Source organism: Vibrio ouci (assembly GCF_004551525.1).
Taxonomy (GTDB): Bacteria; Pseudomonadota; Gammaproteobacteria; order Enterobacterales; family Vibrionaceae; genus Vibrio; species Vibrio ouci.
Genome location: NZ_SATR01000013.1, coordinates 70,906 through 84,492 on the forward strand (window position 1 = coordinate 70,906; position 13,587 = coordinate 84,492).

The following is a 13,587-nucleotide window of genomic DNA, read 5'->3' on the forward strand; positions in this document are numbered from 1 at the left end:
ACATATGAGTCGTGGTATGGATGTAGTGGTTTACGCTCCAGCATCAATCGGAAATGTCAGTGTGGGTTTTGATGTGCTGGGGGCGGCTGTGTCCCCAGTTGATGGCACCTTACTCGGTGACCGAGTTCAAGTGAAAGCAGGCAGTGAGCCTTTTTCGCTAAAGACTGCTGGTAGCTTTGTTGCAAAGCTGCCTGAAAATCCGAAAGAGAACATCGTTTATGACTGTTGGCGTGTTTTCGCTCGTGAATTAGAAAAGAAAGGGGAAGCTCTACTTCCTCTTGAAATGACTCTTGAGAAAAACATGCCTATCGGTTCGGGCCTAGGTTCAAGTGCCTGTTCGATAGTCGCGGCATTAGATGCGCTAAACCGCTTCCATGGTGAACCACTTGATGAGACTGAGCTTCTGGCCCTGATGGGTGAAATGGAAGGGCAGATTTCTGGTGGTGTGCATTACGACAACGTTGCACCGTGTTACTTAGGCGGTGTGCAATTGATGTTGGAAGAGCTAGGCATCATCAGCCAAGAAGTACCATGTTTTGATGATTGGTATTGGGTAATGGCTTATCCAGGCATCAAAGTCTCGACAGCTGAAGCAAGAGAGATCCTACCATCTCAGTACCGTCGTCAGGATATCATTGCTCATGGTCGTCATTTAGCGGGCTTTATTCATGCGTGTCATTCGAATCAGCCAGAGCTAGCGGCAAAAATGATCAAAGACGTGATCGCTGAACCATATCGTGCGAAACTGCTACCTGGGTTTGCCGATGCTCGTCAGTATGCGGCAACCGCAGGCGCTTTAGCTACCGGCATTTCTGGTAGTGGCCCAACACTATTTAGTATTTGTAAAGATAAAGATGTCGCTGAGCGTGTCGCTCGTTGGCTCGAACAAAACTACGTACAAAATGAAGAAGGATTCGTCCATGTTTGTCGCCTGAACAAACAAGGTTCGAACGTAACAGGAAGTGAGCTATGAAGCTGTACAACATAAAAGAAAATGACGAACAAGTTTCCTTTGGCCAAGCCGTACGCCAAGGTCTAGGCCGCAATCAAGGTCTATTTTTCCCGCAAGAACTGCCTAAGTTTGATGATATTGATGCGCTACTTGCAGAAGATTTTGTTTCACGTAGTACCAAAATCTTATCAGCACTGATCGGCGATGAGCTGGCGGAAGAAAAAGTAAATTCAATGGTTGATGCAGCGTTCCAATTCCCTGCACCAATTAACAAGGTTAAAGATGGCGTTTACGCGTTAGAACTATTCCATGGTCCAACGCTGGCGTTTAAAGACTTTGGTGGCCGTTTTATGGCTCAGTCTTTAGCAGCCGTTTCTGATGGTGGGAAAATCACTATCTTGACCGCAACATCTGGTGATACTGGCGCTGCAGTTGCGCATGCCTTCTACGGCATGGAAGACATCAACGTTGTTATCCTTTACCCGAAAGGCAAAATCAGCCCGTTGCAAGAAAAGCTATTCTGTACACTAGGTAATAACATCCACACAGTTGCGATTGATGGCGACTTTGATGCGTGTCAGGCGCTAGTGAAGCAAGCATTTGATGATGCCGCGCTACGTGAAGAAATCGGTCTGAACTCAGCAAACTCAATCAATATCTCACGTCTAATGGCGCAGATTTGTTACTACTTTGAGGCTGCGTCTCAGCTAAGCAAAGAAGAGCGTGAAAACCTAGTTGTATCGGTACCAAGTGGTAACTTCGGTAACCTAACGGCAGGCTTGCTAGCAAAAGCACTAGGTTTACCAATTAAGCGCTTTATTGCGGCAACCAATGAAAATGACACGGTACCTCGCTACCTAGAAACAGGTAAGTGGGATCCAAAACCAACCGTTGCAACAACATCGAACGCGATGGATGTAAGTCAGCCAAATAACTGGCCTCGTATCGAAGAACTATGCCAGCTGAAAGGTTGGGGCTTAGATACGCTAGGTAAAGGTAAAGTGTCTGACGAGCAAAGTGCTGAGTCGGTACGTGACCTTAAAGCACAAGGTTACCTATGTGAGCCGCATGGCGCGATTGCATACCGCTTGCTTGATGAGCAGCTTCAAGAAGGCGAAACAGGTCTGTTCCTATGTACTGCGCACCCAGCGAAGTTCAAAGAAGTGGTTGATGAGGTTCTAGGTTCAGACATCGACTTGCCAGCGCCGCTTGCTAAGCATGCAGCGATGGAGTTGCTATCTGAAGATCTAGCCAATGACTTTGACTTACTAAAAGAAGTGTTACGTCGAGTGCAGAAATAACTTGCCTAGATTTGAATACTAAAAAGGTCACCTCGGTGACCTTTTTTTTGTTTTTGTGGCTAGTTACTTAATAGTCATTCCATAGAGTGACGAAGGAGCGAGTAGGGAATCTCCAAATGTATTCGACTTGCTTTAAGAGATCCCCAATTCGTTCGTGCCTCACTCTTGAGGATGACTCTAAAATTAAAGGGTTGGCATTGTGCCAACCCTCCAACAACTCTTGTTTAACGGTTCAGTGCAAAAGTAGGCAGTGATAAGTGCCAACGTATCGCACCCAAGCGAATCAACAGAGTCGAAAATACGCCAGCTAAGAAGGCGGTATCGCTGTCGCAGCCCATCGCCAGGGCCGTAGTATGAAAGACACCACCAATGATACAGGCGGTCGCGTAGACTTCACTTCTCAGTACCATCGGCACTTCTCGAGCGAGAACATCACGAATGATGCCGCCGCCACAGCCAGTAATCACACCCATGATGATTGCGACTAAAGCAGAGTCTTGGTAAGCCATGGTTTTCTCTACACCGATACCAACAAATACCGCTAAGCCAATCGCATCGCAAACAGGCAGGATCCACCAAGCGAGACGCTTTGGTCGTCTAACAATAATCATTGTCAGCAAGCAAGTGATGAGAATCGTCCACAGGTAATTGGTGTCGGTGATCCAAAAGACGGGGGTAGCCCCTAATGCCATATCGCGAATGGTGCCACCACCAATGGCAGTCACACTGCCCAAGACGGCAACTCCAAAAGGATCCATTTTTAATCGGCCTGCAAGCAGGACACCTGAAATGGCAAAAATTGCCGTACCGAACAAGTCGATAACGTAAAGCAGCATGGAATCCATGTTACTAAAATCTCTTACTAAATATGGGAACAAGAAGTGAGGAGGAATTGTACGAGATCTTGTAGTTAAACGTTAGCGTTTTTCCCTTGTGGTCTCGAAATGCTCACAAACTTGCTCAATCGCGTTAAGTGTTCGCGGAGTGGGGCGGTTAATCCAATCGGAATTGAGTGACCAGATATGGTTGCTTTGCACCGCTGATAATTGCTCGCGCCATTTTTGCCACATATTGCCATTTTCGATGGTATGCTCAGAGGTGAAGATAACATCAGGGTTTTGGATGATCACTTGTTCCATGCCGACCTGCGGGTAAGGCGCTGCGCTATGCTCAAAAATGTTTTCACCGCCACAGAAGCTAAACACTTCGCTCGGCCACTTTCCTTTGGCTAGGGTGATAATCGGCTGCTCACTAAGCTGATAGAAGTAGCGTACTGGGATATCAGTTTGATACTTAGCTTTTAGGTCTTTTAAGCTCTGTCTGAAGTCGTTTGCTGCTTGTTTACCAACACTAGGGTCGTCAGAGTATTGGCTGAGCTGTTCAATATTGTTCGCAATATCTGCCAGTGAGTTGGTCTGAGAGTAATAGATCTCAAAGCCAAACTGCTCGAGTTTTTTGAGTTCGCCGATTGGGTTACCTGCTGGCCAAGCAATGATTAAATCAGGTTGCAGAGCAATGATGCGCTCAATTTTGATTCCTTGGTAGTTGGACACCTTCTCGATGTTTTTAGCTTGCTCAGGATAATCACTGCGCTCACTGACCGCGACCAGTTTATCGCCAAGCCCTGCGGCAAAAGCGATTTCTGTTGCGTGTGGTGCAAGGCTTACGACCTTTTCAACCGTGGCTGCATGAGCGGTTGAAATAGCGATGGTTGTTAGGGCGAAAAGGTAGCGTCGCATTTAAAATCCTTGGTAGATGAGGCCCATAATAAGGCTTTGAATTACAATCCAAGCGAACATACGCCAGGCGAGCAATTTCTGCACTTGGGCAACATGAATAGCCGATGGCGCAATGCGTCCGCCTAGTTTAGCTCTGACCGCTTTGTGCTTGTCATAGATGGCGGGACCACCTAGAGATAGTTCCAGCTTCGCGCCAACGGAAACCAATAGCCATGCTGGCCCAGGTAGCGGCCAAGATTTGGCTTGCTGCGAGATAAGCTGCGCGGTTTGTTTTGCTCGATGGCCAATAGCAATCATGATGGCAAACAGACGCATCGGGATAAAATCTAATACAGCTACCGCGCGTACGGCCGGAATGCCAAATGGGGAAAACTGTTGTCTTGATGGAGACCAAGCCCGGGCAAGTTCAACACTCATTCGATATAGAAAAGCGCCGATGCCGCCACCAATGGCGTACCAAAACAGCACTCCAACCACATTACGACCGTAAGACATGATCAACGTTTCTGAGCCCGCTTTACCCAGCCCTAATAATGAAAGAGAGGAGGTTGAGCGATTGACGATGGGCTTGATCAACATTTTGGCGTGCTCTTTATCTTCACGAGCCAACGCCGCGACAAATTGTGCAGTGAATTTATCGGTATTGCGCCAGTCAATTGCGAGTAATAAAAAAGCTAGCTCGAACAGTTGAGGTTGCCATACCAGTGGCTTGAGTGCGATCAACACTATTAGCATAGGCAGTAGCATCAATAACCAAGCTAAAGTGCCTGAAATGATGCTTTGCGAGTAATTGCTATTGTTATTAACTTTATCTGCCAACTGCTCGGCAAATTTATGCCAAAGTATTGCGGGATGCGCTTCGCGGGGGAAAGGAAGAATGAGGTGAAACAACAGAGCGCCCCATAATACTAGGAGCGCTCCATTTGCGTAAAAGTGATTGAATATATCTTCCATGATATCGCTTGTTTTCCTTACAAAGGCTTATTTCAGAAGATCAACTATTTTAATCACCATCTCTGATGAGCTCTTAGCCGCTAGCGGTAGGAATTCATCGAAGGTCATGCCTGCTTCTTTGTCAGCAACGTCTGAGATAGCGCGTACAACGACAAATGGGACTTTGAATTGATGACAGGTTTGAGCAATAGCTGAGGCCTCCATCTCGACAGCAACAACAGAAGGGAAGTTCTGGCGAATAAATGCTTGGCGTTCTGCGCTCGCAATGAAGGCATCACCTGTACAAATTAGGCCACGCACTGCATGAGTATCTTTCATTTTCGCTAGGGCTTTTTCAGCGACATCCATTAGCTTTTCGTCTGCGATGAACGCGGCTGGCTGTTGTGCCATTTGACCGATCTCATAACCAAAAGCGGTTACGTCAGCATCGTGGTGACGAACTTCGGTTGAAATAACTACATCACCAACGTTTAGACTTGAATCAAAGCCGCCTGCTGAACCTGTGTTTATCACTACGTCTGGCTGGTACTCATCAAGTAGGATTGTTGTACCCACAGCTGCCGCTACTTTACCAATACCTGATTGAAGCAAAACCACCTCAACACCGTTGATCTGACCTGAGAAGTAAGTACAACCTGCTTTGCTAACTTCTGTACGGTTTTCAATTGCTTGTTTAAGAATGGAAACTTCTTGCTCCATTGCACCAATGATGCCGATTTTCATAGAGAATCCTGTTTATTCAAATAGGTAGGTTTTGTTGGCCTAAGTGTAACAGAAAAGGCAAAGATAGGAACGGGCAGCGCCCTTCGAACCTACCTTTGTCATTCCCTAGACTGACGAAGTCCGTTCTCGCATCCCACATCCATATCCTCCCACGCGAAGCGTGCAAATAGCTATTGCTTAACTTCTAGACATCCCATATAATTCGCGCTCCTCGTGTCGGCTGAATCAGAGATTGGCTGGCACAATGTTTAACTTACTCTTATTTAGGAGAGAATTATGTCTCTGAACGCAGAAACTAAAGCAGCAATCGTTGCAGAATACGCACGTGCTGAAGGCGATACTGGTTCACCAGAAGTTCAAGTAGCTCTACTTACAGCTTCTATCAACCACCTACAAGGTCACTTCAAAGCACACAAAGGCGATCACCACAGCCGTCGTGGTCTTCTACGTATGGTTTCTAGCCGTCGTAAGCTTCTAGACTACCTTAAAGGTAAAGATCTTGGTCGTTACCAAGAGCTAATCAAACGTCTAGGTCTACGTCGCTAATTAGCGACTGCATAGCAGTTTGTTAGAAAGGGGCTTTAAGCCCCTTTTTTGTTGCCCGTTACTTATTTTCATTGCTATAGCTTAGCCAAATCACTTTTATACCGTTATACTACGCACGGTAAAAATCCCTAATTGGGATTTTCTACGTAATTACTCATAGCATTGCAGTCAACCACGTCGACCAAAAGGTCGCGACTATTCAAAGTGAACTCCCCAAATAACAGTTCATTTTCACTAGTCGCGATTTGTAATGCCTTGAGTTTCAATCAATATCATCTGAGCACTATCGAATGATAGATGGCTGAGAAACAAGGAATTTCCATGTTCGAAAAACCAGTTGTTAAAACGTTCCAGTACGGTAACCACACAGTTACTCTAGAAACTGGCGTTATTGCACGTCAAGCTACTGCAGCAGTTATGGTTACTATGGACGATACATCAGTATTCGTATCTGTAGTTGGTAAAAAAGAAGCGGTAGAAGGCCAAGACTTCTTCCCTCTAACAGTTAACTACCAAGAGCGTACTTACGCTGCAGGTAAAATCCCTGGTGGCTTCTTCAAGCGTGAAGGTCGTCCTTCTGAAGGTGAAACACTGACTGCTCGTCTAATCGACCGTCCAATTCGCCCTCTATTCCCGGATGCATTCAAAAACGAAGTTCAGGTTATCGCGACAGTTATGTCTGTAAACCCTGACGTTCAACCAGACATCGTAACAATGATCGGTACGTCTGCTGCTCTTGCTATCTCTGGTATCCCGTTCAACGGTCCTATCGGTGCAGCACGTGTTGGTCACGTTGATGGTCAGCTAGTACTGAACCCAAGCAACACTGAGCTAGCAACGTCTAAGCTTGACCTAGTTGTTGCTGGTACTGAAGGCGCTGTTCTTATGGTTGAGTCTGAAGCAGACAACCTAACAGAAGAAGAGATGCTTTCTGCAGTAGTATTCGGTCACGATCAACAGCAAGCTGTTATCTCTGCAATCAACGAATTCGCAGCTGAAGTAGCGACTCCAGCTTGGGGTTGGGTTGCTCCTGAAGAGAACACTGCACTGATAACTAAGATTGCTGAACTAGCAGAAGCTAAGCTTGTAGAAGCTTACCAAATCACTGAGAAGATGGCTCGTTACGACCGTATTCACACGATTGCTGCAGAAGTAAACGAAGTACTACTTGCTGAAGATCTAGAAGCAAATACAAAAGAAATTCACACTATCTTCCACGATCTAGAGAAGACAGTTGTTCGTCGTAGCATCATCGCGGGTAACCCACGTATCGATGGTCGTGAAAAAGACATGGTTCGTGCGCTTGATGTACGTACTGGCGTTCTTCCACGTACGCACGGTTCTTCACTATTCACTCGTGGTGAAACTCAGGCAATCGTAACTGCGACTCTAGGTACGCAGCGCGATGCTCAAATCATCGACGAGCTAACAGGTGAGCGTAAAGATCACTTCCTACTACACTACAACTTCCCTCCATACTGTGTAGGCGAAACTGGTTTTGTAGGTTCTCCTAAGCGTCGTGAAATCGGCCACGGTAAACTAGCTAAGCGTGGTATTGCTGCAGTAATGCCATCTGTAGATGAGTTCCCATACACAGTACGTGTAGTATCAGAAATCACAGAATCTAACGGTTCTTCTTCAATGGCTTCTGTATGTGGTACTTCTCTAGCACTTATGGATGCTGGTGTTCCAATTAAAGCTTCTGTTGCGGGTATCGCAATGGGTCTAGTTAAAGAAGGCGACGACTTCGTTGTTCTTTCTGACATCCTTGGTGACGAAGACCACCTAGGTGACATGGACTTTAAAGTAGCAGGTACTAACGACGGTATCACTGCACTTCAGATGGATATCAAGATCGAAGGTATCACTAAAGAGATCATGCAAATTGCACTTAACCAAGCGCAAGGTGCACGTAAGCACATCCTATCTGTAATGGATGAAGCGATTTCTGGTGCTCGTGATGATATCTCTGAGTTCGCTCCGCGTATTCACACAATGAAGATCAGCGCTGAGAAGATCAAAGACGTTATCGGTAAAGGTGGTGCAGTTATCCGTGCTCTAACTGAAGAGACAGGTACAACTATCGAAATCGAAGACGACGGTACAATCAAGATTGCTGCAACTGAAGGTACAGCTGCGAAAGAAGCAATCCGTCGTATCGAAGAGATCACTGCAGAAGTTGAAGTGGGCCGTATCTACACAGGTAAAGTTGCTCGTCTAGCTGACTTCGGTGCATTCGTTACTATTCTTCCTGGTAAAGATGGTCTAGTACACATCTCTCAAATCGCTGACAAGCGCGTTGAGAAAGTGTCTGATTACCTTGCTGAAGGTCAAGAAGTTCAAGTTAAAGTACTTGAAATCGACCGTCAGGGCCGTGTTCGTCTAAGCATGAAAGAAGCGGTAGAAAAGACAGAAGAAGCAGCTGCTGAAGAAAAGCCAGCAACTGACGCATAATTTAGCCATTTTAGGCTATGAGTGAATTAGCCTATTTTGCTAAAAGCATGTTATAAAGGGAGCATTACGCTCCCTTTTTTAATGTGGATAGACTGAGACTTTGCTCAGTGACAGGAGTACCTATACGTGAAATGGTTTCGAACAGCATCGATTAGTCTTGCACTATTAGTCACCGCCGGTTGTGCCTCAACCTCCAATGACAATGCTCAATGGCTATACCCACCAATGGCTGTTCCTTTGCAGGCTAGTGTGCAGCAAGAAGTTCAGATTGCTCGTTTATCTCAGCTGCTAACGCGCCCTGATTTATCGAATGATGTTAGAGCAAAAATGCTTTATGAGCGCGGTAACTATTATGACAGCGTTGGTTTGCGTGATTTGGCTCGATTGGACTACAACCAGTCACTGGCATTGAATCCTGCACAGCCGGATCTGTTCAATTTACTTGGTGTCTACTTTACCCAAGTGGGTGAGTTTGATGCTGCGTATGACGCATTTGATTCAACTCTCGAATTAGCCCCAGGTAATACTTATGCTGCTCGTAATCGAGCCATTGCTTTGTATTACGGCGATCGCATCGATCTTGCGTTAGAAGATATCCAAAAACATTACGATCAAGATCCAAGCGATCCATTTAGAGCACTGTGGCTGTATATCGTTAAGCATGAAAAATCCCCTGAGTTGGCACGCCAAGAGTTGGAGCAAAGCTACCAGAACCGCGATGAGCAATGGGGGTGGGTATTAGTGGCGATCACTTTAGGTGACGTGACTGAAGAGCAAGCCTTCAAAGCGATTCTTGCTGGTACAAGAGACAACACGGTTTTAGCTCAACGCCTAACAGAAGCGTATTTCTACTTAGGTAAGCGTTACCAAGCCGAAGGAGACTTCGCTAGCGCGATCTCTTTGTATAAATTGGCGATCTCATTTAACGTATTCGAATATGTTGAGCACCGTTATTCCTTCCTTGAATTGAGCCGTATCTACAATCAAGTTAAAGCGGAGCACTTAGCTAAAGCAAAACAAGCGCAAGCTAACAACACTCAGTAACTAAAATGAACGAAAAGAAAACCGCTGCTCTCAGCGGTTTTTTTTATTGCCTAAAATTTGATTATGGCTAAAATAGTTAGCCTTGCTAACTAAAAGTAACATCCATGACTTTAGAAAAGAACTTGATTGAGTTAGAACGATTCTGTTCTAAAGCTTGGCGTGTCTATGCCAAAGAAGATCCGTTATCACTGCTGAGTTTTAATGAGTTTGATTACCTTAGAGTGATCCAAACTTCATCTGAAGGGATGAGGATTACTGACTTAGCGGAAGAGATGAAGGTGACCAAACCATCGGCATCAAATATGGTCGCGCGCCTAGAAAAGAAAGGCTTAGTACGTAGAGTCGCCTGTAATGAAGACGCACGTTCTAAGCGAGTAACTTTGACGGAAAAAGTGATTCAGGATTTATCCCTAGAGCAAGTTGTTTATAAGGAAATTGCCCAAGCGATGAATGCCAAACTATCGGCTAAAGAAGTCGAACAATTGGTATCGCTGTTAGAGAAATCATTAAAAGCTTAAATTTAATTATTTAGTTAGCCTTGCTAACTAATGGTGATGAGAATGCAAACTTCAATCTATAAACAGTTCTGGAAATACACCATCCCCACCGTCGCAGCGATGTTGGTCAATGGTTTATACCAAGTTGTTGATGGAATCTTTATTGGCCGCTATGTCGGCGCCGATGGTCTAGCGGGAATTAATGTCGCTTGGCCAGTGATTGGTTCGATCTTAGGCATAGGTATGTTGGTCGGTGTCGGCACCGGAGCGCTTGTCTCTATCCGTCAGGGGGAGGGGGACAATGCCGGAGCTAAGCAAGTCCTCACTACTGGTCTGTTACTCCTGTTAGTGTTGATGCCAATTGTGGCTGGTGGATTGTTCCTATTTGCTGACGACTTTTTACGTTGGCAAGGCGCTGAAGGGCGTGTCTACGAGTTGGGGCTACAGTATCTGCATATCTTGATCGGTGCTTGTGTCTTTACTCTGGGTTCCATCGCGATGCCGTTCTTACTGCGTAATGATGATAGTCCGAATTTAGCGACTATGCTGATGGTAGTTGGTGCTGTGGTGAATATTGTGATGGACTACATCATGATTGCGCTATGGGGCTGGGAGCTTACAGGTGCGGCGGTAGCAACCGCGATAGCGCAGGCAGTGGTGACTGCGTTAGGTTTAGCGTATTTCTTCTCGTCGAGAGCTAACTTACGACTTAAGATCAGCGAGTTCAAACTGAAGCTTGCTGCTGTACCACAGATTTTTGCCATTGGTACCTCAAGCTTCTTTATGTATGCCTATGGTTCAATGATGGTTGCACTGCACAACAGCCTGTTTACTCAATATGGCGATGTGTTGATTATTGGCGCGTATGCGATTTTGGGCTATATCGTCACGGTTTACTACCTGACAGTCGAAGGGGTTGCTAATGGTATGCAGCCACTAGTGAGTTTCAACCATGGTGCGCGTAACCAAGATAATATCCGTAAGTTATTAAAAGTGGCGATGACGACATCGATCTTGATTGGAGTTGGTTTCGTTGTACTACTCAACTTGTTCCCACGTGAATTTGTCTCAGTATTTAACTCGTCAGATAACCAGTTGATTGAAAACACTGTGCTTGGTATTCGCCTACATTTGTTTGCATTGTTTTTAGACGGCTTCTTAGTGGTCGCAGGTGCGTATTACCAGGCGATCAATAAAGGCAGCAAAGCGATGTTCGTTACTGTGGGTAATATGCTGGTTCAGTTACCTTTCTTGTACATTATGCCCAAGCTATTTGGTGTCGCAGGGATCTGGATTGCGTATCCGCTATCGAACATTGCCTTGAGTGCAGTTGTGATCTTTATGCTACTCAAAGATATTCGTCGTTACCAAGCGCCGCAAACAGAGCAGGCTATCGCATAGAAAAAGGGGGCTCATAGAGCCCCTTTTTGTTGGTATTGATGTGCAGGAAGTGAGATTAGATATTTTTCACTTCTAGGCCTGCAAGTTGATGCCAATAGCCATTGCACTGGCGACTTTCGATGGTCGAAGGACTGTTGCCATCTTCATTGGCGCGGAACTTATCCACTTGTGAAAAAGTATCGATACCAAGCGGGCTAAGGCGAACCACATCAACCAAACCATTCATGCTTGGCAGATCATTGATAAGGTTATAGCAATAACCAGATTGAGTCTGAATGCCGTTCAGGTTAAACACTTCTTGGCCTTCCTGACTGCTTACTTGGATACCGGTAGGGTATTTAATGCAGCACGTCTCACAGTCATCTTTAGCTTTATTTTCAGCGCGAGCAGTAAAGCAGCGAGCAGAGTACGCCAGTGGTAGGTAACCGTGGCTAAACACTTCGACTTCAAACTTACCTTTGATACCCAACTCATCACATTGAGTCAGCACATTGCCTAGCCATTCACGTGACAGTTCAACCGGCATACACCAGCGCGTCATACCTTGTTTCAAAAACAGGTTCAAGGTGTGTGCGTTGTAAGTATTGACCGCAGGGCCAACGACGAAAGGAACCTTGTGCTCATGGGCTAATTGAATTGCTGATACATCGTTTGCTTCAATTGCGAAGTCACCGTTGTTGATGTATTTCTTCATCACATTGACTTCACTTGGTGCCTCAAGCAATGCCATAGTAGACAGTACAACTTGTTTACCAGCGCTGCTGAGCTCTTTGGCAATATCGAACCAATGGGCAGGCTTCATCTCTCGACGTTTAGAACAAACGCTTTCGCCCAGATAAATAATATCCGCAGAGCTACTTTTCGCCTGGTTGTAAAAGTCTTCGACGTCTTGCTTTGGCCAGAAGTAAAGCAATGGGCCTAATGCATATTTCATGTTGTTTTCCATTCTTTCTTTACTGCCATTTACGATGATAAGCACCAAGCGTGGTCTGGGTACCTTCCGATACATTAGCCAGTGCGGCATCCCAAGCTGGTTCAACATGGTAGCTATCTGGCTTCGCTAGGTAACGGTCGATAGCCGCACGCCATGTACGAGTCACTTGCTCAACATAAGCCGGACTACGCTGACGACCTTCAATCTTCACGGAAGCAACGTTGGCAGCAAACAAGTCCGGTAGCATAGATAAGGTATTCAAACTGGTTGGCTCTTCCAATGCGTGGTAAGCCTTAGTTTGATTTTCAAGATCCGCGGTGAAGCGACCCTTACATAACGTTGGGTAGCCAGCATTTTCGCCATCACTGTAACGGTCGATAAGGATATCATTGAGGCGTGACTCCAAACCGTTATCTGTCTCTTGCCAACGAACATATTTTGCTGGTGAGCAAGCGCCGACCGTATTTGGTGATTCCCCAGTCATGTATGAAGAAAGGTAGCAGCGACCTTCTGACATAATACATAGGCTGCCAAAGGCAAACACTTCGAGCTCAACATCACTGGTGATATTGCGTGACAGCTGTTTCACCTGATGGATAGACAATACGCGCGGTAAGACAACACGCTTAACATTGAAGTTGTTCTTATAAAAATCGATAGCAGCAACGTTGGTCGCTGATGCTTGAACAGAGAGGTGAAGTTCAAGTTCAGGGTATTTACGCGCGGCATACTCCAGAACGGCAATGTCTGCGACAATTAGCGCATCAACCCCACTATGGGCTGCGCGGTCAACCGCTTCTGTCCAACGCTCAAATCCATTCGGGTGAGCAAAGGTGTTCAACGCAACATGAATCTTTTTGCTGTTGTCATGAACATACTGCACCGCTTTTTCGAGTTTTTTACCAGTGAAATTCAAACCCGCAAAATGTCGCGCATTGGTGTCATCTTTAAAACCGATATAGACCGCATCTGCGCCACAATCAATTGCAGTTTTTAATGCAGGTAGGTTACCTGCTGGGCATAGGAGTTCCATTGCTCTACC

13 protein-coding genes are annotated in these 13,587 nt (G+C 45.8%); 7 read left to right on the top strand and 6 right to left on the bottom strand.

The features are described 5' to 3' along the window. Positions 1-16 precede the first annotated feature (16 nt). Both thrB and thrC read left to right on the top strand, forming a co-directional pair. Positions 17-973 (top strand): homoserine kinase, encoded by a 957-nt coding sequence (gene thrB / locus ELS82_RS10425; RefSeq protein WP_134835458.1) that lies wholly within the window; start codon positions 17-19, stop codon positions 971-973. Further along, complete coding sequence (gene thrC, locus ELS82_RS10430) at positions 970-2,253, top strand: threonine synthase (protein ID WP_134835420.1); 1,284 nt, start codon at positions 970-972, stop codon at positions 2,251-2,253. Before thrB ends, thrC begins: the two co-directional genes overlap by 4 nt. 224 nt (positions 2,254-2,477) lie before the next feature. On the opposite strand, the gene ELS82_RS10435 is transcribed toward thrC, so the two are convergent. From ELS82_RS10435 to mtnN, 4 genes are all read right to left on the bottom strand, one after another. Next, positions 2,478-3,098, bottom strand: a complete 621-nt coding sequence (locus ELS82_RS10435) for a TRIC cation channel family protein (protein WP_134835421.1) — start codon at positions 3,096-3,098, stop codon at positions 2,478-2,480. Positions 3,099-3,170: 72 nt separating this feature from the next. Beyond that, entirely contained in the window at positions 3,171-3,992 is an 822-nt protein-coding gene (btuF, locus tag ELS82_RS10440) for a vitamin B12 ABC transporter substrate-binding protein BtuF (protein ID WP_134835422.1), read from the bottom strand. Beyond that, on the bottom strand, positions 3,993-4,946 hold the full coding sequence (locus ELS82_RS10445) for a cobalamin biosynthesis family protein (protein WP_134835423.1): 954 nt from the start codon (positions 4,944-4,946) through the stop codon (positions 3,993-3,995). Positions 4,947-4,973: 27 nt separating this feature from the next. Then, entirely contained in the window at positions 4,974-5,669 is a 696-nt protein-coding gene (gene mtnN, locus ELS82_RS10450; RefSeq protein ID WP_134835424.1) for a 5'-methylthioadenosine/S-adenosylhomocysteine nucleosidase, read from the bottom strand. Between the two features lie 276 nt (positions 5,670-5,945). Between mtnN and rpsO the strand changes: the two genes are divergently transcribed. From rpsO to ELS82_RS10475, 5 genes are all read left to right on the top strand, one after another. Continuing rightward, positions 5,946-6,215, top strand: a complete 270-nt coding sequence (gene rpsO, locus ELS82_RS10455) for a 30S ribosomal protein S15 (protein WP_134835425.1) — start codon at positions 5,946-5,948, stop codon at positions 6,213-6,215. Positions 6,216-6,536: 321 nt separating this feature from the next. Beyond that, a complete protein-coding gene (gene pnp / locus ELS82_RS10460) occupies positions 6,537-8,669 on the top strand; it encodes a polyribonucleotide nucleotidyltransferase (RefSeq protein ID WP_134835426.1) in 2,133 nt (710 codons plus the stop codon). Positions 8,670-8,795: 126 nt separating this feature from the next. Further along, the gene (gene nlpI / locus ELS82_RS10465) at positions 8,796-9,713 is read left to right on the top strand and encodes a lipoprotein NlpI (RefSeq protein ID WP_134835427.1); all 918 of its coding nucleotides are present in this window, start codon (positions 8,796-8,798) and stop codon (positions 9,711-9,713) included. A gap of 104 nt (positions 9,714-9,817) precedes the next feature. Continuing rightward, the gene (locus tag ELS82_RS10470) at positions 9,818-10,231 is read left to right on the top strand and encodes a MarR family winged helix-turn-helix transcriptional regulator (RefSeq protein WP_134835428.1); all 414 of its coding nucleotides are present in this window, start codon (positions 9,818-9,820) and stop codon (positions 10,229-10,231) included. Between the two features lie 42 nt (positions 10,232-10,273). After that, positions 10,274-11,611 (top strand): MATE family efflux transporter, encoded by a 1,338-nt coding sequence (locus tag ELS82_RS10475; RefSeq protein WP_134835429.1) that lies wholly within the window; start codon positions 10,274-10,276, stop codon positions 11,609-11,611. A 55-nt stretch (positions 11,612-11,666) separates the two neighbouring features. Here the strand turns inward: ELS82_RS10475 and ELS82_RS10480 are convergent, their stop codons facing one another. Both ELS82_RS10480 and ubiU read right to left on the bottom strand, forming a co-directional pair. Further along, entirely contained in the window at positions 11,667-12,545 is an 879-nt protein-coding gene (locus ELS82_RS10480; protein WP_167489294.1) for a U32 family peptidase, read from the bottom strand. A gap of 19 nt (positions 12,546-12,564) precedes the next feature. Next, on the bottom strand, positions 12,565-13,578 hold the full coding sequence (gene ubiU / locus ELS82_RS10485) for a ubiquinone anaerobic biosynthesis protein UbiU (RefSeq protein WP_134835431.1): 1,014 nt from the start codon (positions 13,576-13,578) through the stop codon (positions 12,565-12,567). Positions 13,579-13,587: the final 9 nt, after the last annotated feature.

What these genes read in the sequence shown, in the direction of transcription:
- ELS82_RS10470 (WP_134835428.1), top strand. Translation starts at nt 9,818, where the DNA reads ATGACTTTAGAAAAGAACTTGATTGAGTTAGAACGATTCTGTTCTAAA.
- ELS82_RS10435 (WP_134835421.1), bottom strand. Translation starts at nt 3,098, where the DNA reads ATGGATTCCATGCTGCTTTACGTTATCGACTTGTTCGGTACGGCAATT.
- thrB (WP_134835458.1), top strand. Translation starts at nt 17, where the DNA reads ATGGATGTAGTGGTTTACGCTCCAGCATCAATCGGAAATGTCAGTGTG.
- thrC (WP_134835420.1), top strand. Translation starts at nt 970, where the DNA reads ATGAAGCTGTACAACATAAAAGAAAATGACGAACAAGTTTCCTTTGGC.
- ELS82_RS10445 (WP_134835423.1), bottom strand. Translation starts at nt 4,946, where the DNA reads ATGGAAGATATATTCAATCACTTTTACGCAAATGGAGCGCTCCTAGTA.
- btuF (WP_134835422.1), bottom strand. Translation starts at nt 3,992, where the DNA reads ATGCGACGCTACCTTTTCGCCCTAACAACCATCGCTATTTCAACCGCT.
- ELS82_RS10480 (WP_167489294.1), bottom strand. Translation starts at nt 12,545, where the DNA reads ATGAAATATGCATTAGGCCCATTGCTTTACTTCTGGCCAAAGCAAGAC.
- ELS82_RS10475 (WP_134835429.1), top strand. Translation starts at nt 10,274, where the DNA reads ATGCAAACTTCAATCTATAAACAGTTCTGGAAATACACCATCCCCACC.
- rpsO (WP_134835425.1), top strand. Translation starts at nt 5,946, where the DNA reads ATGTCTCTGAACGCAGAAACTAAAGCAGCAATCGTTGCAGAATACGCA.
- pnp (WP_134835426.1), top strand. Translation starts at nt 6,537, where the DNA reads ATGTTCGAAAAACCAGTTGTTAAAACGTTCCAGTACGGTAACCACACA.
- ubiU (WP_134835431.1), bottom strand. Translation starts at nt 13,578, where the DNA reads ATGGAACTCCTATGCCCAGCAGGTAACCTACCTGCATTAAAAACTGCA.
- mtnN (WP_134835424.1), bottom strand. Translation starts at nt 5,669, where the DNA reads ATGAAAATCGGCATCATTGGTGCAATGGAGCAAGAAGTTTCCATTCTT.